General features: G+C 58.8%; 18 protein-coding genes. 13 read left to right on the top strand and 5 right to left on the bottom strand.

Translation table 11 applies throughout. From position 1 onward, the window contains the following. Window positions 1-73 precede the first annotated feature (73 nt). From GOW09_RS05915 to preA, 3 genes are read left to right on the top strand one after another with little or no spacing between them, the layout of a single operon-like run. A complete protein-coding gene (locus GOW09_RS05915) occupies window positions 74-1408 on the top strand; it encodes an NAD(P)-dependent oxidoreductase (protein WP_171116408.1) in 1335 nt (444 codons plus the stop codon). A 46-nt stretch (window positions 1409-1454) separates the two neighbouring features. After that, entirely contained in the window at window positions 1455-2291 is an 837-nt protein-coding gene (locus GOW09_RS05910; protein ID WP_171116406.1) for a methyltransferase domain-containing protein, read from the top strand. An 18-nt stretch (window positions 2292-2309) separates the two neighbouring features. Continuing rightward, a complete protein-coding gene (gene preA, locus GOW09_RS05905; RefSeq protein WP_171116404.1) occupies window positions 2310-3614 on the top strand; it encodes an NAD-dependent dihydropyrimidine dehydrogenase subunit PreA in 1305 nt (434 codons plus the stop codon). 47 nt (window positions 3615-3661) lie between these two features. Here the strand turns inward: preA and GOW09_RS05900 are convergent, their stop codons facing one another. Further along, entirely contained in the window at window positions 3662-4270 is a 609-nt protein-coding gene (locus tag GOW09_RS05900; protein WP_171116403.1) for a TetR family transcriptional regulator C-terminal domain-containing protein, read from the bottom strand. A gap of 172 nt (window positions 4271-4442) precedes the next feature. Here GOW09_RS05900 and GOW09_RS05895 point away from each other — a divergent pair, with 172 nt between their 5' ends. From GOW09_RS05895 to GOW09_RS05850, 10 genes are all read left to right on the top strand, one after another. Further along, entirely contained in the window at window positions 4443-5693 is a 1251-nt protein-coding gene (locus GOW09_RS05895; RefSeq protein WP_152457697.1) for a Zn-dependent hydrolase, read from the top strand. 92 nt (window positions 5694-5785) lie between these two features. After that, entirely contained in the window at window positions 5786-7240 is a 1455-nt protein-coding gene (gene hydA / locus GOW09_RS05890) for a dihydropyrimidinase (RefSeq protein WP_171116401.1), read from the top strand. A 55-nt stretch (window positions 7241-7295) separates the two neighbouring features. After that, a complete protein-coding gene (locus GOW09_RS05885) occupies window positions 7296-8093 on the top strand; it encodes an ABC transporter ATP-binding protein (protein WP_171116399.1) in 798 nt (265 codons plus the stop codon). After that, window positions 8083-8526 (top strand): GNAT family N-acetyltransferase, encoded by a 444-nt coding sequence (locus GOW09_RS05880; protein WP_253284173.1) that lies wholly within the window; start codon window positions 8083-8085, stop codon window positions 8524-8526. Before GOW09_RS05885 ends, GOW09_RS05880 begins: the two co-directional genes overlap by 11 nt. Continuing rightward, window positions 8523-9440, top strand: a complete 918-nt coding sequence (locus GOW09_RS05875) for an ABC transporter permease (protein ID WP_171116397.1) — start codon at window positions 8523-8525, stop codon at window positions 9438-9440. Before GOW09_RS05880 ends, GOW09_RS05875 begins: the two co-directional genes overlap by 4 nt. Then, window positions 9437-10282 (top strand): ABC transporter permease, encoded by an 846-nt coding sequence (locus tag GOW09_RS05870; RefSeq protein WP_171116395.1) that lies wholly within the window; start codon window positions 9437-9439, stop codon window positions 10280-10282. Before GOW09_RS05875 ends, GOW09_RS05870 begins: the two co-directional genes overlap by 4 nt. A 59-nt stretch (window positions 10283-10341) precedes the next feature. After that, window positions 10342-11331 (top strand): ABC transporter substrate-binding protein, encoded by a 990-nt coding sequence (locus GOW09_RS05865; RefSeq protein ID WP_171116393.1) that lies wholly within the window; start codon window positions 10342-10344, stop codon window positions 11329-11331. A gap of 157 nt (window positions 11332-11488) precedes the next feature. After that, window positions 11489-12202 carry an ABC transporter permease gene (locus GOW09_RS05860; RefSeq protein WP_152457703.1) on the top strand — a complete coding sequence of 238 codons (714 nt, stop codon included), beginning with the start codon at window positions 11489-11491 and terminating at the stop codon, window positions 12200-12202. After that, entirely contained in the window at window positions 12195-12929 is a 735-nt protein-coding gene (locus GOW09_RS05855) for an ATP-binding cassette domain-containing protein (protein WP_171116391.1), read from the top strand. The genes GOW09_RS05860 and GOW09_RS05855 overlap by 8 nt, the downstream gene beginning before the upstream one ends. Window positions 12930-12951: 22 nt before the next feature. Then, window positions 12952-13767, top strand: a complete 816-nt coding sequence (locus tag GOW09_RS05850) for a substrate-binding domain-containing protein (RefSeq protein ID WP_171116389.1) — start codon at window positions 12952-12954, stop codon at window positions 13765-13767. A 49-nt stretch (window positions 13768-13816) separates the two neighbouring features. On the opposite strand, the gene GOW09_RS05845 is transcribed toward GOW09_RS05850, so the two are convergent. From GOW09_RS05845 to GOW09_RS05835, 4 genes are read right to left on the bottom strand one after another with little or no spacing between them, the layout of a single operon-like run. After that, window positions 13817-14689 (bottom strand): helix-turn-helix transcriptional regulator, encoded by an 873-nt coding sequence (locus GOW09_RS05845; RefSeq protein ID WP_171116387.1) that lies wholly within the window; start codon window positions 14687-14689, stop codon window positions 13817-13819. After that, window positions 14690-14815, bottom strand: a complete 126-nt coding sequence (locus GOW09_RS22775; RefSeq protein WP_256367747.1) for a hypothetical protein — start codon at window positions 14813-14815, stop codon at window positions 14690-14692. It abuts the gene before it with no gap. Between the two features lie 13 nt (window positions 14816-14828). Further along, the gene (locus GOW09_RS05840; protein WP_171116385.1) at window positions 14829-16091 is read right to left on the bottom strand and encodes a c-type cytochrome; all 1263 of its coding nucleotides are present in this window, start codon (window positions 16089-16091) and stop codon (window positions 14829-14831) included. Then, window positions 16092-17288: a formate dehydrogenase subunit gamma gene (locus GOW09_RS05835; RefSeq protein WP_171116383.1), complete on the bottom strand. Its 1197-nt coding sequence runs from the start codon at window positions 17286-17288 to the stop codon at window positions 16092-16094. Window positions 17289-17301: the final 13 nt, after the last annotated feature.

Raw genomic sequence — 17301 nt, 5'->3', positions numbered from 1 at the left:
TTTTACCAATTGATAAAAAATTTATTTGTGGCAAGCTGAGAGCATAACAAACATATCTACAGGGAGTAGAGTGATGGCACAGGGCCAGATGGCACCCGGTATCGTAGCCGGGCGGCTTTCAAGCGATGAGCTGACCTCGAATTTCACCGATCTGCATCCGCCACTTGCCCAGCATGAGGCCGCAGTAGCCGCAGATCGCTGTTATTTCTGCTACGACGCACCATGCGTAACGGCCTGTCCAACGGATATCGATATCCCGTTGTTCATTCGCCAGATTCAGGCCGGTCAACCGCAATCAGCAGGGCGCACGATTCTGGAACAGAATATTCTGGGCGGAATGTGCGCTCGGGTCTGTCCAACCGAAACGCTGTGCGAAGAGGCCTGCGTTCGCGAAGCCGCCGAAGGCAAGCCGGTTGAGATCGGGCGCCTGCAACGTTTCGCCACCGATGAAATCATGGCCTCGGGTGTGCATCCGTTTGAACGGGCGCCTTCGACCGGCAAGACAGTTGCCGTTGTGGGGGCCGGGCCTGCGGGTCTGGCCTGTGCCCATCGGCTGGCGATGCTGGGCCATGACGTGGTGATCCACGAAAGCAAGCCCAAACCCGGCGGCCTGAATGAATATGGTATCGCAGCCTACAAATCGACCAACGATTTTGCACAAGCCGAGGTGGACTGGCTGCTGAAAATCGGAGGGATTGCAATCGAGACCGGTTCGGTTTTGGGCGAAAGCATCTCGTTGGATGGGCTGGTCGAAAACTACGACGCGGTGTTTCTGTCCATTGGTCTTGCCGGTGTCAACGCCTTGCGTGCAGGCGGTGTCGACAAGGACGGTGTGCGGGCCGCGGTCGATTTCATATCGGACGTGCGGCAGGCCAGCGACCTTGCCGATCTGCCCGTTGGACGGAATGTGGTCGTCATCGGCGGGGGCATGACGGCTGTGGATGCCGCCGTGAAATCCAAGCTTCTGGGCGCCGAAAACGTCACGATTGCCTATCGCCGCGGCCGGGATGCCATGGGGGCCAGCCGGTACGAGCAGGACCTGGCAGCGTCGCATGGCGTTCGGATCATGACCAATGTTCAGCCGGTGGCCATCCACGGCAATGGTACCGCGACCGAGATCGAGCTGGAATATACATCCAGCCAGAACGGTCAGCTCATCGGCACCGGAGAAACGATCCGCTTGCAGGCCGATCAGGTTCTCAAGGCCATTGGACAGACCTTGGAGGGCGCACCCGAAGGCCTGACGCTGGATGGCAACAAGATCGCCGTCAGCGGCGCTGGCCGAACCTCCTTGGCTGGTGTCTGGGCCGGCGGTGACTGCGCTGCGGGCGGTGAAGATCTGACCGTAACGGCCGTTGCCGAAGGTCGGGACGCAGCGATGGACATCCACGCAACGCTCGTTTCGTGATAGGGTGGGGTATTCACCCCATTCCTTTCGCTGCTGAGGTATTCCCATGTCCCAGATCGAACAAGCCGTTGCTCAACACTATACCACCGGTGCACTGACCGAACGCGTCCGCGCGGCACTGAAGGCCAGCGGCATCGACCCGGATGCGGCCACGGTCGCTGATCTGAAGGCGGGGGATGAATTCCATACAGGCGGCGTTCTTGCGACCGACAACCTGTTTGCGCAACTTTCCCCGACCCATGCGACACGCGTTCTGGATATCGGATGCGGCATCGGAGGCACATCCCGGTACATAGTGGACAAATATGACTCAACGGTAACAGGTGTCGACCTGACGCCCGAGTTCGTGGAAACCGCAACTGCGCTCAGCGATCTGGTCGGGCATTCCGAAAAGACCAGCTTTCACGTTGGCAGTGCTCTGGACATGCCTGTGCCGGATGCCGGGTTCGACCTTGCCGTCATGATGCATGTGGGCATGAATATCGAAGACAAAGCGGAGCTGTTCGCGGAAGTGTCGCGGGTTCTGGCCACCGGTGGCACCTTTGCCCTGTTCGACGTCATGGGCGGAGAGGTGGATGAGCCGCTGGATTTTCCGCTTCCCTGGTCCACTTTGCCGGAAACCTCCTTTGTTCACGCGCCAGAGGTGTACAAAGACGCCGCGTCCGCGGCCGGTCTTGAGCTGGTTGCCGAAACAGACCGCACTGCGTTTGCGATCCAGTTCTTCGAAGACGTGTTTGCCAAGATAGCCGAGACCGGACCAGCGCCGCTGGGGATCCACCTGATGATGGGCGAAACGGCGCCCGAAAAGTTCCAAAACTACGTCAAAAACCTCAAGGCCGGGCGTATTCGCCCGACCGAAATGATATTCAAAAAATCCGGCTGAGCCGGGAAGGGAGAAGCCATGGCCGATCTGACGACAAACTTTCTGGGCATTTCCAGCCCTAATCCCTACTGGCTGGCCTCTGCGCCGCCGACCGACAAGGAATACAACGTTCGCCGCGCCTTCGAGGCCGGATGGGGCGGTGTGGTTTGGAAAACGTTAGGGTCCGAGGGCCCTCCGGTCGTGAACGTGAACGGTCCGCGCTATGGAGCGATTTACGGCGCGGATCGGCGGTTGCTTGGCCTGAACAACATCGAGTTGATCACGGACCGGCCATTGGAAGTGAACCTTGAAGAAATGGCGCGGGTCAAAGCGGATTACCCGGATCGCGCGCTGATCGCTTCGATCATGGTGCCGTGCGAGGAAGAAGCATGGAAGGCCATTCTGCCACGCGTGGCAGAAACCGGTGCGGATGGGATCGAGCTGAACTTCGGCTGCCCTCATGGGATGAGTGAACGTGGTATGGGCTCGGCCGTGGGGCAGGTTCCGGAATATATCGAGATGGTCACGCGCTGGTGCAAACAGTATTACGACCGCCCGGTCATCGTTAAGCTTACGCCGAACATCACTGACATCCGCAAACCGGCTGCGGCAGCCAGAAACGGAGGTGCGGATGCGGTGTCGCTGATCAACACCATCAATTCGATCACCAGCGTCAATCTGGACACTTTCAGCCCTGAACCGTCCATTGACGGCAAAGGCAGCCACGGTGGGTATTGCGGCCCGGCAGTAAAGCCCATTGCATTGTCGATGGTGTCCGAGATCGCACGGGCCGAGGCGACCCGAGGCCTGCCGATTTCCGGCATCGGCGGCGTCACCACTTGGCGTGACGCGGCCGAGTTCATCTCGTTGGGTTGCGGCAACGTTCAGGTGTGCACCGCTGCGATGACCTATGGCTTCAAGATCATCGACGAACTGACAGCAGGGCTGTCGGAATGGATGGATGAGAAAGGCTATTCCAGCATTGATGAAGTGATCGGACGTGCGGTGCCCAATGTCACCGACTGGCAGTATCTGAACCTCAACTACGTCGCCAAGGCGAAGATCGATCAGGATCAGTGCATCAAGTGTGGCCGGTGTTATGCGGCCTGCGAAGACACCAGCCACCAGGCGATTTCCATGTCCGAGGACCGCGTCTTTGAGGTGATGGATGACGAATGCGTCGCCTGCAACCTCTGCGTCGATGTTTGTCCGATCGAAGGCTGCATCGATATGGTGCCGATGGCAGCGGGCGAGGTTGATCCCCGGACCGGAAAAGAAGTTCAGCCAACCTATGCGAACTGGACGACGCATCCGAACAACCCGATGGCCAAGGCGGCCGAATGAGGGGATTGCGACAGATCGTAAAGGGGCCGTTTTTTCGGCCCCTTTTTTCAGGGGCTCAGAAGTTTGCGGTACAACGTGTCAACAAAAGTTTCTGCACCCTCGAACGCATCTTCGTTGCCCAGAATTGCACGAACCTGAACATCGAAATCTGCATAGTGCTGCGTCAAGGCCCAGATCGAGAACACCAGGTGGTAGGGGTGCACCCGCGCGATTTTTCCCTGATCCATCCAGCCGGTAAGGATCGTGACCTTTTCGTCGACCAGTGTCTTGAGATCATTGGACAATGCATCGTGAATACGCGGCGCGCCCTGCACAAGCTCGTTGGCAAAAAGGCGGCTTTCCCGTGGTAGTTCCTGACTCATCTGCAACTTGCGCCGAATGTATGCCAGGATTTCCTCCATCGGATCGCCGTCGGCGTCCAGATCATGCAGCGGAGCCAGCCAGGTATCCAGCAGGCCGGACAGCAATTCAGTATGGATCGCTTCTTTTGATGGGAAATAGTACAGCAGGTTCGGCTTGCTCAGACCTGCTTCTGCCGCGATCTGGTCTACGGTTGCGCCGCGAAACCCGTGGGCTGAAAACACGTTCAGGGCGGCCTCTAGAATCGCGGCGCGGTTCTTTTTCTGAATACGGGTCGGTGCGCGGTCTTTTGGCATGTTTTCAGCGTGTCTCTTTTTTCGTCGAACAGGTGCGGGACGTACTGAAAATTTCAGCTGAACCGCGCAAATTCTTGACTGATACCGAACCCGTGATAGCGTGAGTTTGACCATATGGTCAAATCAAGACATCAAAAGCGAGCCAACTCGCCAGCAAACAGGGAAGATGAACATGGCAGCTCCGGCGCAGAATCTCAGGATCAATGGCGACAGGTTGTGGGACAGCCTGATGGAGATGGCCAAGATCGGCCCGGGTGTCGCTGGTGGCAACAATCGCCAGACCTTGACGGATGAGGACGCGGAAGGCCGCGCCTTGTTCCAGAAATGGTGCGAGGAAGCAGGGTGCACCATGGGGCTTGACCAGATGGGCAACATGTTTGCCCGCCGCGAAGGCACTGACCCGGACGCGCTGCCGGTTTACGTGGGATCGCATCTGGATACGCAGCCGACAGGCGGTAAGTTTGACGGCGTGCTGGGTGTCCTGGGAGGGCTGGAGCTGATCCGGACGCTGAACGACCTGGGGATCAAGACGAAACATCCGATCGTCGCCACCAACTGGACAAACGAAGAAGGCACGCGTTACGCGCCGGCGATGCTGTCTTCGGGCGTATTTGCCGGGATGCACACGCAAGACTGGGCATACAACCGCGAAGATGCTGAGGGCAAAAAGTTCGGGGATGAGCTGAACCGGATCGGCTGGCGTGGTGATGAAGAGGTGGGCGCCCGCAAGATGCACGCGTTCTTTGAACTGCATATCGAACAGGGCCCGATCCTTGAAGCCGAAGGCAAGGATATCGGCGTCGTCACCCATGGTCAGGGGCTGAGCTGGACGCAGATCACGGTAACAGGCAAGGACGCGCATACCGGATCGACACCGATGCCGATGCGCAAGAATGCCGGGCTGGCCATGGCGCGGATCCTGGAGAAAGTCGACGAGATCGCATGGTCTCATGCTCCGCATGCGGTGGGCGCGGCGGGGCATATCGATGTCTACCCGAACTCACGCAATGTGATCCCGGGCAAGGTGGTGTTTACGGTCGATTTCCGCTCGCCCGAGCTGGAGGTGATCACCGACATGGAAAACCGCCTGCGGGTGGCTGCCGAGGACATCGTTGACGAAATGGGTCTTCAGATCGAATTCGAGAAAGTCGGCGGGTTCGATCCGGTGAAATTTGACGATGCTTGCGTATCGGCCGTGCGAAACGCAGCCGAACGGCTGGGCTATTCGCACACTGATATCATCTCGGGCGCGGGGCATGATGCCTGCTGGATCAACCGGGTTGCGCCGACCGCGATGATCATGTGCCCCTGTGTTGACGGGCTGAGCCACAATGAAGCCGAAGAAATCAGCAAGGAATGGGCCGCAGCCGGGGCGGATGTTCTGCTGCATGCCGTGGTCGAGACTGCCGAAATCGTGGAATAGGGGGCGCTGCCCCCGTCGCCCCGAGGGCGACTCCCCCGGGATATTTTTGGCCAGATGAAGCAAGCGGCGCAGACCGCATCAGGGAGTTCAAAATGAGTACTGTCATCAAAAACGGAACCGTTGTCACCGCGGATTTGACTTACAAGGCGGATGTATTGGTCGAGGGCGGCGTGATCACCGAAATCGGTATGAACCTGACGGGGGACAAGGAACTGGACGCAACCGGCTGTTTTGTGATGCCGGGCGGGATTGATCCTCATACCCATCTCGAAATGCCGTTCATGGGCACCTATTCCAGCGATGACTTTGAAAGCGGGACGCGGGCGGCCCTGGCGGGCGGCACCACCATGGTTGTCGATTTTGCACTTCCCAATCCGGGTGAAAGCCTGCTGGATGCGCTTAAACGTTGGGACAACAAGTCGACACGGGCCAATTGTGACTATTCGTTCCACATGGCGGTGACCTGGTGGGGGGAACAGGTGTTCGACGACATCAAAACCGTGATCGAGACGCGCGGTATCAACACCTTCAAGCATTTCATGGCCTACAAGGGCGCGCTGATGGTGAATGATGATGAGCTGTTCGCCTCGTTCAAGCGTCTTGCCGAGGTTGGCGGTACCGCCCTGGTGCATGCCGAGAATGGGGATGTGGTGGCAGAGCTGAGTGCCAAGCTGCTTGCCGAAGGCAATACCGGCCCCGAGGCACATGCGTATTCGCGCCCGCCGCAGGTGGAAGGTGAAGCCACCAACCGGGCGATCATGATCGCGGACATGGCAGGTGTCCCGCTGTATGTTGTACACACCTCGTGCGAAGAGGCGCACGAAGCCATCCGCCGGGCAAAAATGCAGGGTAAACGGGTGTGGGGAGAACCCCTGATCCAGCACCTGACATTGGACGAAAGTGAATATTTCAATCAGGATTGGGACCATGCGGCGCGACGGGTCATGAGCCCTCCGTTCCGCAACAAACAGCATCAGGACAGCCTGTGGAATGGCCTGCAATCGGGAACGCTGAGCGTGGTTGCAACCGATCATTGCGCCTTTACAACCGAACAGAAACGCTTTGGCGTCGGGGATTTCACCAAGATCCCGAATGGCACCGGCGGGCTGGAAGACCGGATGCCGATGCTGTGGACACATGGGGTCAACACTGGGCGTCTGACACCGAACGAATTCGTGGCTGTCACTTCAACAAACATTGCCAAGATATTGAATTGCTATCCTAAAAAGGGTGCGGTTCTGGTCGGGGCGGATGCTGATCTTGTTGTCTGGGATCCTGAGAAAAGCAAGACAATCAGCGCCGCGTCGCAGCAATCTTCGATCGACTACAATGTGTTCGAGGGCAAAGAGGTCAAAGGTCTGCCGCGCTTTACTCTGACGCGGGGTCAGGTGGCGGTGCATGACGGTGAAATCCGGACGCAGGAAGGTCATGGGGACTTTGTCGCGCGTGAGGCGAACACCACCGTCAACAAGGCGCTGAGTACCTGGAAAGAGCTGACCGCCCCAAGACCCGTCGAGCGGACGGGAATTCCGGCGACCGGTGTTTGATCAGTTGGGGCCGCTTTGCTGGCGGCCCTGACACCACTCTTTTCAAGGCAATAAAATGAACACTGAAAGCACGACCCAGCCCGTCATCGAGGCAAGGCAGCTGGACCTGACATTCCAGACCAATGATGGGCCAGTACACGCGCTTAAAGACGTGAACCTGACAATCGACAAGGGCGATTTCGTCAGTTTCATCGGGCCGTCCGGCTGTGGCAAAACCACCTTTCTGCGCTGTATTGCAGCCCTTGAGACTCCCACGGGCGGGACGCTGACCGTCAATGGCATGACGCCTGATGAGGCGCGTCGAAACCGGGCGTACGGGTATGTCTTTCAGGCGGCGGGCCTATATCCCTGGCGTACCATTGCAAAGAACATAAAACTGCCTCTTGAGATCATGGGATACCGTGCTGCCGAACAGGATGAACGAGTGAGAAAGGTCCTGGAACTAGTTGATTTGGAAGGGTTTGGCGGCAAGTTTCCCTGGCAGTTGTCCGGTGGGATGCAGCAGAGGGCCAGTATTGCTCGGGCCCTTGCGTTCGACGCGGATATCCTGCTGATGGACGAGCCGTTCGGGGCGCTGGATGAGATTGTGCGGGACCATCTGAACGAGCAGCTTCTTGAGCTTTGGGCGCGTACGGAAAAGACGATCGGATTTGTGACGCATTCCATTCCCGAGGCGGTTTATCTGAGTACAAAGATCGTGGTGATGAGCCCACGGCCCGGGCGGATCGCCGATGTGATTGACAGCCCGCTGCCCAAGGAACGGCCGCTGGACATTCGCGACACCCCGGAATTCATCGAGGTCGCGCACCGTGTGCGCGAAGGTTTGCGGGGTGGGCATTCCAATGACGGCTGAGTTGAATGCGGATAAGATCCGGCGCGCGGCGCCAGACGATGTGTCAGCCTGCGCCAGGGTTGTTCATGACTGGGCCACGCAAACAAGCTGGATGCCCGACGAACTTCCTGTCGACGAGCTGGCAAAGCTGATCAGCGACGCATTCGACAGCCGCGAAATGTGGGTCGCAGGTGATCCGGTCGATTGCTACATGTCAGTGGACCCGGCACAGAATAAAATCGGCGCGCTGTATTGCAGCCGGACGGGGCAGGGTATCGGCAAGCGCCTTGTCGACAAAGCAAAAGAGGGCCGAAATTTTCTCTGGCTGACGACGCACCGGCCCAATACGGCGGCGCAACGTTTTTATCGCCGTGAAGGGTTTGAAGTGACGGCCGAGGAACCCCCTGTGCCGCCGGATACCGTGCCCGTCTATCGGATGGAGTGGCGTGCATGAAGCAAGTCATCGCCGTATTCACCGTCATCGCCGCAATTGTTCTGTTCTGGTACGTGGCCTGTATTCCGATGAACATAAAGGGCGTGTTGACCGAACAAGAACGCGCGGGGGCCATCGTGCAGCCGCCATCCGCCAAGGACCGGCGGGACATGTCTGAGGTTGGTCTTGTTTTGAACAACACATTCGCCATCCCGGCCACGTGGGAACAGGACAGGCCTCGTTTGCCGGCCCCGCATCAGGTCGCCGTGGAAATGTGGGAAACGACGGTCCAGAAAAAGATCACTTCGAAACGGTCGCTGATCTATCATGGCTGGGTCACGCTCAGCGCGACGATGCTTGGGTTTGCGATTGGCACCGGCCTGGGGATCCTTCTGGCCGTGGGTATCGTGCATAGCCGCGTGATGGACCTGTCGGTCATGCCATGGGCCATTGTCAGTCAAACCATTCCGATCATCGCGCTGGCGCCGATGATCATTGTGGTGCTGTATTCCGTCGGTATCCAGGGCATCATTCCCAAGGCGATCATATCGGCCTATCTGAGTTTCTTTCCGGTTGTCGTCGGCATGGTCAAGGGCCTGCGCAGCCCCGATGCGATGCAGCTGGACTTGTTGCGGACATATAACGCCAGCCGGTCTCAGGGCTTTTGGAAGCTGCGCCTGCCGGCATCCATGCCGTATCTGTTCACTTCGCTGAAAATCGGGATCGCTGCGTCGCTGGTCGGCGCCATTGTTGGTGAGCTTCCGACAGGGGCTGTTGCTGGTCTGGGCGCGCGGTTGCTTGCCGGCAGCTATTACGGTCAGACGGTACAGATCTGGTCGGCCCTGTTCGCGGCTGCCATTCTGGCGGCGTGCCTGGTTGGGTTGCTGGGGCTGATTGAACGGGCCGTATTGAAACGGATGGGGATGGCGCAATGATACTGGTTTTGTGTGCTGTCCTGCTTTGGCTTTTGGGCTGGTGGTTGAACAGCCGGTTGGCCAGCGGGCCTTATGCCGACACCCGAATGGTGCGGTTTCTGGCCCCGCTGATCTTTGGCCTGACGGTCATCGGGATCTGGGAGCTTCTGGTGCGCGGGCTTGAGGTTCCTCTGGTCATCCTGCCAGCGCCGTCGGTGATTGCGGTACGGTTTGCGGACAGCCTTCCGATCCTGTGGGCTGACTTTGTGCAGACCATCATCAAGGGCGCGTTCAGCGGATATGTCATCGGGTGCACCGCGGCCTTTCTGATGGCGATTGCGGTGGATCGCTGGGATTTCCTGCGTCTGGGCCTGTTGCCGGTCGGCAATTTCGTGGCCGCCCTGCCGATTGTCGGAACCGCCCCCATTCTGGTGATGTGGTTTGGGTTCGACTGGCACTCCAAGGCGGCGGTGGTGGTTGTGATGGTGTTCTTTCCGATGCTCGTCAACACCGTGGCGGGCCTGCGGGAAGCCACCTCGATGCAGCGCGATCTGATGGAGACCTATGCCGCAACCTATTGGCAGAGCTTCATGAAACTGCGTTTGCCCGCTGCGATGCCTTTCATTTTCAACGGGTTGAAGATTTCCACCACTTTGGCACTGATCGGCGCTATCGTGGCCGAGTTCTTCGGTTCACCGACACTTGGTATGGGGTTCCGGATCTCTACCAGTGTCGGGCAATTGTCGCTGGACATGGTCTGGGCTGAAATCGTTGTTGCGGCACTGGCCGGCACGGCCTTTTATGGGCTGGTGGCGGGGATCGAAAAAGTGGTGACCTTCTGGCACCCGTCACAGCGCGGATAAAACAAAGAAATCAACAGACCCCGAAATTGGGGCACAACAAGCAACTAGGAGAAATGAAGATGAACAAGCTACTCAGCGGGGCGGTTGCCGCCTTTAGCCTCGCAGCCAGTGCGGCGCTGGCGGCGGATGAGGTGACATTGCAACTGAAATGGGTCACGCAAGCACAGTTCGCGGGCTATTATGTTGCCAAGGACAAGGGCTTTTACGAAGAAGAGGGGCTGGACGTCACCATTCTGCCCGGCGGGCCTGACATCGCTCCGACGCAAGTGATTGCAGGCGGTGGCGCCGATGTGACCGTCGAATGGATGCCTGCCGCGCTGGCTGCCCGTGAAAAAGGGCTGCCGCTGGTGAACATCGCGCAACCGTTCAAAAGCTCGGGCATGATGCTGACCTGCTGGAAAGACGCCGGGATCTCGTCGCCCGAAGACCTCAAGAACCGCACGCTGGGTGTCTGGTTCTTTGGCAACGAGTTTCCCTTCATGAGTTGGATGAGCCAGTTGGGCATCAGCACCGATGGCAAAAGCGAAAACGGAGTGGAAGTTCTGAAGCAGGGCTTCAACGTCGACCCGTTGCTTCAGCGTCAGGCCGATTGCATCAGCACCATGACCTACAATGAATACTGGCAGGTCATCGATGCCGGTGTCAGCCCGGATGAGTTGGTGACCTTCAAATACGAAGACCAGGGCGTGGCAACGCTGGAAGACGGTCTCTATGTGCTGGAAGAGAACCTGAGCGATGCGGCTTTCGCCGACAAGATGGAGCGGTTCGTGCGCGCGACGATGAAGGGCTGGAAATATGCCGAGGAGAACCCGGACGAAGCGGCGGAAATCGTTCTGGAAAACGATGCAACCGGTGCCCAGACGGAAGAGCACCAAAAGCGTATGATGGGTGAGATCGCCAAGTTGACCGCAGGGTCGAACGGCGCGCTGGACCCGGCTGATTTCGACCGCACCGTCAACACATTGCTGGCAGGCGGGTCTGATCCGGTTATTACCAAAAAGCCCGAAGGGGCCTGGACACATCAGATCACCGATGCTGCACTGAATTGATCTCAGCCTTTCCTTAGGGAATTGAAGCGCGGTCCCAAGCGGGGCCGCGTTTTTCATTCTAAATGCCGGATATGTGTCTGTACTCGACCTGAAATCAGAGTAGTATTTACCTGTAAACGAACGCATTTCATACGAAATGTGAACTTCACGGGATAAAATGCAGGGATTTGCATCAGAATTCAGCTCTGCCATCGCGCTGATCTTTGAGGGAGACTCAGAGCTGTGGGCGATTGTGCTGTTGTCCCTAAAAGTATCCGTGTTTGCGGTTCTGATTTCTGCCCTGATCGGCATGCCCGTCGGTGCCGCCCTGGCTGTGGCCAGGTTTCCGGGGCGGCGGATGCTGATCGTTCTGATGAATGCCCTGATGGGGTTCCCGCCCGTGGTCGTGGGGCTGCTGGTCTATCTGATGCTGTCCCGTTCCGGCCCGTTGGGTGTGCTAGAGCTTTTGTATACCCCGACGGCCATGATCATTGCGCAGGTCGTGTTGGTCACTCCCATTATCGCGGCATTGACCAGGCAGGTGGTCGAAATGCTGGCCGAGGAATATTCTGAACAGCTGCGATCACTGGGCGTGTCGCGGCTGGCATCGGTTCCCGTGCTTCTCTGGGATGCGCGGCTGGCACTGGTTACGGCCTTGCTTGCGGGGTTTGGGCGCGCCATTGCCGAGGTCGGCGCGGTGATCATCGTGGGCGGCAACATCAATCATGTGACGCGCGTGATGACGACGACGATCGCGTTGGAGACGTCAAAGGGAAATCTGGCGCTGGCTCTGGCGCTGGGGGCAATCCTGATTGGGATCGCGGTGGCCGTGAACGCGATGGTCAGCGCGGTCAGCCTGCGGGCCGAACGGGAAGGGGTACGTCATGCGTGACCTGTTCTGCGACGCGGTGAATTGCCTGAAAGTCGAGAACCTGCAAATCCGAAGTAACGGCAAAGCGTTGTTGGACGTCTCGTCATTGGTTCTGGATGGGCCGGGGCCAACCTTGATTCTTGGCCCCAACGGTGCAGGCAAAAGCCTGTTGCTGCGCTGCCTGCACGGTTTGATCACGCCGGATCGGGGGCAGGTCGTCCAGGATGGAAAACCGCTGGGCGCGGCACAGAAAGCCCGCCAGGCGATGGTGTTTCAGAAACCGGTTCTGCTGCGTCGATCAGTTGCGGCAAACCTTGACTTCGTTCTCAAGCGTCAAGGCATGGGGCGAAGGGCCCGTAAGGCCCGTATCGCCGAATTGCTGGCCGAAGGCGGGCTGGACGGCAAGGCCAGACAACCCGCGCGGTCATTGTCCGGGGGAGAGGCGCAGCGATTGGCGATTCTCCGTGCGCTGGCGCTGGACCCCGAGACCTTGTTTCTGGACGAGCCCACCAGCGCGCTGGATCCAAGCGCGACCCAGATGATCGAACGAATGATATTGCGGGCATCGGCTCGGGCCGTGCGGATCGTGATGGTGACGCATGATATCGGTCAGGCACGTCGTTTGGCCTCGGACGTGGTCATGATGCAGGGCGGGCACGTCGTGGAACATGGTGTGGCAAAACAGGTTTTGAATTCACCCGAAAGCGATGCGTCGCGCCGCTATTTGGCGGGCGGATTGGTTACCTGAAACAGAGAAAGCGGAGAGAGTGATGTTCCGAAAAGCAATTCGGGCAGCAGCGGTGGCTTTGGGCCTGTTGACCAGCGCGGTTTCGGCGGAAGAGCCGTTTATTGTGGTGCAGTCGACCACGTCCACACAGAACTCGGGACTGTTGGAATACATTCTGCCGTGGTTCGAAGCCGATTCAGGTATCGATGTCCGTGTCGTGGCGGTTGGAACCGGTCAGGCCATTCGCAACGCCATCAACGGGGACGGGGATGTTCTTTTGGTTCACTCCAAACCGGCCGAGGAGAAATTTGTTGCTGACGGTTGGGGCGTAGAACGGAAGAATCTGATGTACAATGATTTCGTTCTGGTCGGCCCCAAGTCTGACCCTGCCGGAATTCGCGGCGGCACCGATGTGTTGGCCGCGCTGTCGAAAATCGCCGAGGCCGAAGCGCCGTTTGCATCACGCGGTGACGACAGCGGAACACACAAGGCTGAACTGGGCTATTGGTCCGCAGCCGGGCTGGACCCTGCCGAGGCTTCGGGTGCGTGGTATCGCGAGACCGGATCTGGTATGGGCGCGACGCTGAACGTGGCCAGTGGAATGGATGCCTATACGCTGACGGATCGGGCCACTTGGCTGTCGTTTGGGAACCGGGGAAATCTTGAGGTATTGGTCGAAGGGGATCCACGCCTGTTCAATCAATACGGCGTGATTCTTGTAAACCCTGACAAGCACGCGCATGTGCGGGCGACGGCCGGCCAGCGTTTCATCGACTGGCTGACGGGGCCGGACGGGCAGGAGGCGATTGCGTCGTTCAGGCTAGACGGGCAGCAGGTGTTCTTTCCGAACGCCGACTAAGCCGGCCTGCGGCGGGCGCATCCTGACAAGGTAAAAGGCGGATGAGGGCTCAACCGCTGGCACCGTTGTGGTGGATCGTGCCCAGGCCCGACAGGTCGTAGCCACCGAATTCACGGGCCCTTTGCGCAAATTGATCCGAGCGCAGCAGCGTTATCAGTTTCTGCATTGGCGGATCAAAATATGACCTGCGCCAAATCGCCAGATCCAGCCTCTCGGAATGGGTGGGGACGAAACCCAGGTTGTAAAGCCCTGCCAAAGCCCCCAGCCCAAAGCCGGCCTCGGCCTTTTCGCCGTGAAGGGCGATGGCCAGTTCCTCTTCGGTGCGTGCGCAGCCGGGGGTTGCGTCCAGATCGTCTCGGCTCATTCCATGGGCTTCCAGCTGGCTATCGAACAGGTGTTGGCTGGCCGCACTGTCCTGACGCATGATCACGCGGCGCGATTTGAGATCCTTGAACGATTTGATATCCGATATGCCCGGGGCAAGAAGCAGCCCGCGCTTGCGCCGGGCGACTTCGTACAACACCACCGGCCCTTCGCCCAAGGCGTCCCGCAGGGATTTTTCGTTGAACCCTCCGTCTTCGTGGATATGCAACACGGCCGCCTGTGCGCTGCGTTCGCTCAGCCGTGTCAGCCCGTCAAAAGAGCCGTCGTAATAGGTGGCAAGCCCTGATCCGCTTTCACGCAGCGCCCAGTCCAACAGAGGATCATGGCTGCCTGCTACAATCGGAGGCAGGGGCGGTTCGGCCACCTGCGGACCGGATCGCGACGCGTTGAGCCAAGCAACGATCTCGGCCCGCGGGAACAGCAGCTTGCCCATGGCGCGAACACAGGGCACCTCGCCCGAGGAGGCAAGATCATAGGCTTTGCGCTCGCCGATGCGCAGCAAATCGGCCAGTTCGCGGGTGGTCAGGTATTGCGACATTCAGTCGAGGCGAACGGCAGAGCCGGACGTGGCGTCGGCGGCGGTGAATCCGATCCGATCCAGCACGACAGGGGCTGCCACTGCAATGACGACCATCGCGGCGACCGCGGCAAGAAAGGCTTTCATGGTCTCCTCCAGTTCAGTTCCGGGCACCCGTTGCGCGGCGCAGAAAAGCAATAAGATCCTGACGATCCTGAGCTTGTGTAATTCGCTGCATCGGCATCTTGGACCCCGGAATGTAATGGTCAGGCCCTTCGTCGAAAAGAGCATTTATCGTTTCGTCATTCCAAATGATATCAGAGCCTTGCAGCGTATCCGAGTACAAATATCCCGGTAACGTGCCCGCGCGTCTGCCGAAAACCCCGTGCAAGGAGGGACCTGCGCGGCGTTGGCTGTCGGGTGTCAGGCTGTGACAGATCGAGCATTTCCGCGCGAATTGACGCTCACCATTGTCCATCTCGTCGGGGTTTTGCAGAAAACTCGGCTCGGCAGAAGCCATCTGTTGCCGGTCGGACAAGGTGGTGACTGGCCAACTGTACATGGCCTCGTCAATTCCGCCCGCATGGATGTTTTCACCATCGACCGAAAAGGCCAGGGCCCAGACTGGCCCCCGCAACGTTGCGCGAAAGTCCTGCGCGATGCGCCAGTCCGAGGTATCGATGACCATGATATAGCCTTCACCGTCGCCCACGGCCAGAAACCGACGATCCGGGCTGAGCGCCATGGCAAGGATCGGGCGACGATCCAGAGTGAAATCGCGTTCTTCACCGGTGGAAAGGTCCAGTATTCGGGTCACTCCATCAACAGCACCGTAAGCGATCCAGTTGTCCTGTTCATTCAGGACCAGTTCGTTGATGCCGAACCCGTGTTCGATGAGCCGGGTGATCTCTTGTCCACTCCTTACGTCCCAAATGCGCAGCGATCCATCCATGCCCGCTGAATAAAGCTGTGTGCCGTCTGAAGAAAACACCACGGCGTTCACACCGCTTCCGGTCGGCCCAAGAGTTGTGTGGGCGGTTCCGTTAACGGGCCAAACCCCAATCGTTCCGTCCCAACTGGCGGTTGCGACGTGGGTCTTGGACGCTGCCAGACCCACGATCTTGCCCTGATGTCGCCCAACCACGTCGCCGCCGGGCCACTTGCGCAGGGTGAAGTCATCGCCAGCCGAGTAGATGGCCGTGCCATTGAAGGCAACGGCGTTCACGGCGGCTTCATGACCTTCCAGCCATTCGGGGGTGCGATCAGCCCACAGCCCGACGGAATTGTCGAAACTGGCTGTTGCGATACGCCCGTCCGGGGCTGTGGCAATCCCCATGATTGGGCCGCCGTGTCCCTTGAGTGTGAAGAATTCGGCCAAGGCGGGCAGAGGAATCAGCGCCAGGGCCAGAACCAGCCCTCGCATCTATTCAGCAGGCGAGGCGGCGGTTTTGCCTGCCTCTTTTTCCTGAACTTCTTCCAGCCACAAAGAGTGGTGTTCACGGGCCCATTGTTCTTCGACCTCGCCGGTGCCCATGGCGTCAAAGGCGCCCTCCATTCCAACGGAGCCGAGATAGATATGCGCCACGATGATCGCAATGAACACATAAGCAACCATCACGTGCCAGACTTGGGCATATTGCATTTCTTCCTGCGGCGACATCTGCTCCGGCAGGTTCAAGCCCATCATTTGTGGAATACCGGTCGCATTGGCGATCTGGAAGGTTTTGGCAAACAAGGGCATCTCGAATGGGAACAACAGCGACAGACCCGACAGGCTGATGGAGACGCCCAGCAGGATGCAGGCCCAGAATATGATCTTTTGACCGGCGTTGAACTTCTTTGCCGGTGGGTGGCTGTTCTTGGTGAACAACCCGCCACCTGCGGCCAGCCATTTCAGATCGACGCGGTTGGGGATGTTATGGGCAATCCAGTTTACCGTGACGATGATCAGGCCCAGCATGAAGGCCCAGGCCAGATTGTTGTGCAACCACTTGCAGCCCTGTGCGAGGGCCGCAAAGCCCTCTTTCCCGAAAATCGGGATCAGGTAGTCGCGGCCATAAAGCGTCAGCAGGCCCGTGACGCCAAGGATCAGGAACGACCCGGCAAACAGCCAATGGCCGAACCGCTCGAATCCGTTGAAACGCGTGACCGTGCGGCCGGTTTTCTCACCATCGATGCGAATTTTACCTCGGATCAGGAAAAATAACAGGATGATGCCCAGCATCCCGGCAATGATATAGGTGCCGTATTCGCGCAGCGGTCCGGTGCGGAAGGTCAGCCACCACATGCCGCCATCCTGAATCAGCACGCTGTCTGCCGGACCATGAGAAGACACCGTCACATCAGCCGAGCCATAGCGCAAAGCGCGATACACGTCACTGTCCGAGGCCACACCGCGCGTGCCAAGCTGACCCAGCAACCCCTCGGCATTGCCCTGACCTGTGTTCTCGGAACGATAGCTGTTGTCGACGGTTTCACCACGCTGCCGGGCGAGAATGTCTTCCAGGGTTGTTGCTCCGCCGGTCGAGGTGCGCTCATCTGCCGTGGGTTCAGAGGTCTCTTGCGCCCATGCGGCTCCGGTCAGAAAAATCGAAACCAGCAGATAGTGGATCAGACGCATAGGGGTATCCTCC

The organism is Ruegeria sp. HKCCA5463 (assembly GCF_013034175.1).
GTDB lineage: Bacteria > Pseudomonadota > Alphaproteobacteria > Rhodobacterales > Rhodobacteraceae > Ruegeria.
The sequence above is the reverse complement of the archived record's forward strand: the minus strand, read 5'-3'. Positions and strand labels throughout refer to the sequence as shown.

Bases quoted from the DNA above. Each gene is read 5' to 3' on its own strand.
- GOW09_RS05915 (WP_171116408.1), top strand. From the start codon at position 74: ATGGCACAGGGCCAGATGGCACCCGGTATCGTAGCCGGGCGGCTTTCA.
- GOW09_RS05910 (WP_171116406.1), top strand. From the start codon at position 1,455: ATGTCCCAGATCGAACAAGCCGTTGCTCAACACTATACCACCGGTGCA.
- preA (WP_171116404.1), top strand. From the start codon at position 2,310: ATGGCCGATCTGACGACAAACTTTCTGGGCATTTCCAGCCCTAATCCC.
- GOW09_RS05900 (WP_171116403.1), bottom strand. From the start codon at position 4,270: ATGCCAAAAGACCGCGCACCGACCCGTATTCAGAAAAAGAACCGCGCC.
- GOW09_RS05895 (WP_152457697.1), top strand. From the start codon at position 4,443: ATGGCAGCTCCGGCGCAGAATCTCAGGATCAATGGCGACAGGTTGTGG.
- hydA (WP_171116401.1), top strand. From the start codon at position 5,786: ATGAGTACTGTCATCAAAAACGGAACCGTTGTCACCGCGGATTTGACT.
- GOW09_RS05885 (WP_171116399.1), top strand. From the start codon at position 7,296: ATGAACACTGAAAGCACGACCCAGCCCGTCATCGAGGCAAGGCAGCTG.
- GOW09_RS05880 (WP_253284173.1), top strand. From the start codon at position 8,083: ATGACGGCTGAGTTGAATGCGGATAAGATCCGGCGCGCGGCGCCAGAC.
- GOW09_RS05875 (WP_171116397.1), top strand. From the start codon at position 8,523: ATGAAGCAAGTCATCGCCGTATTCACCGTCATCGCCGCAATTGTTCTG.
- GOW09_RS05870 (WP_171116395.1), top strand. From the start codon at position 9,437: ATGATACTGGTTTTGTGTGCTGTCCTGCTTTGGCTTTTGGGCTGGTGG.
- GOW09_RS05865 (WP_171116393.1), top strand. From the start codon at position 10,342: ATGAACAAGCTACTCAGCGGGGCGGTTGCCGCCTTTAGCCTCGCAGCC.
- GOW09_RS05860 (WP_152457703.1), top strand. From the start codon at position 11,489: ATGCAGGGATTTGCATCAGAATTCAGCTCTGCCATCGCGCTGATCTTT.
- GOW09_RS05855 (WP_171116391.1), top strand. From the start codon at position 12,195: ATGCGTGACCTGTTCTGCGACGCGGTGAATTGCCTGAAAGTCGAGAAC.
- GOW09_RS05850 (WP_171116389.1), top strand. From the start codon at position 12,952: ATGTTCCGAAAAGCAATTCGGGCAGCAGCGGTGGCTTTGGGCCTGTTG.
- GOW09_RS05845 (WP_171116387.1), bottom strand. From the start codon at position 14,689: ATGTCGCAATACCTGACCACCCGCGAACTGGCCGATTTGCTGCGCATC.
- GOW09_RS22775 (WP_256367747.1), bottom strand. From the start codon at position 14,815: ATGAAAGCCTTTCTTGCCGCGGTCGCCGCGATGGTCGTCATTGCAGTG.
- GOW09_RS05840 (WP_171116385.1), bottom strand. From the start codon at position 16,091: ATGCGAGGGCTGGTTCTGGCCCTGGCGCTGATTCCTCTGCCCGCCTTG.
- GOW09_RS05835 (WP_171116383.1), bottom strand. From the start codon at position 17,288: ATGCGTCTGATCCACTATCTGCTGGTTTCGATTTTTCTGACCGGAGCC.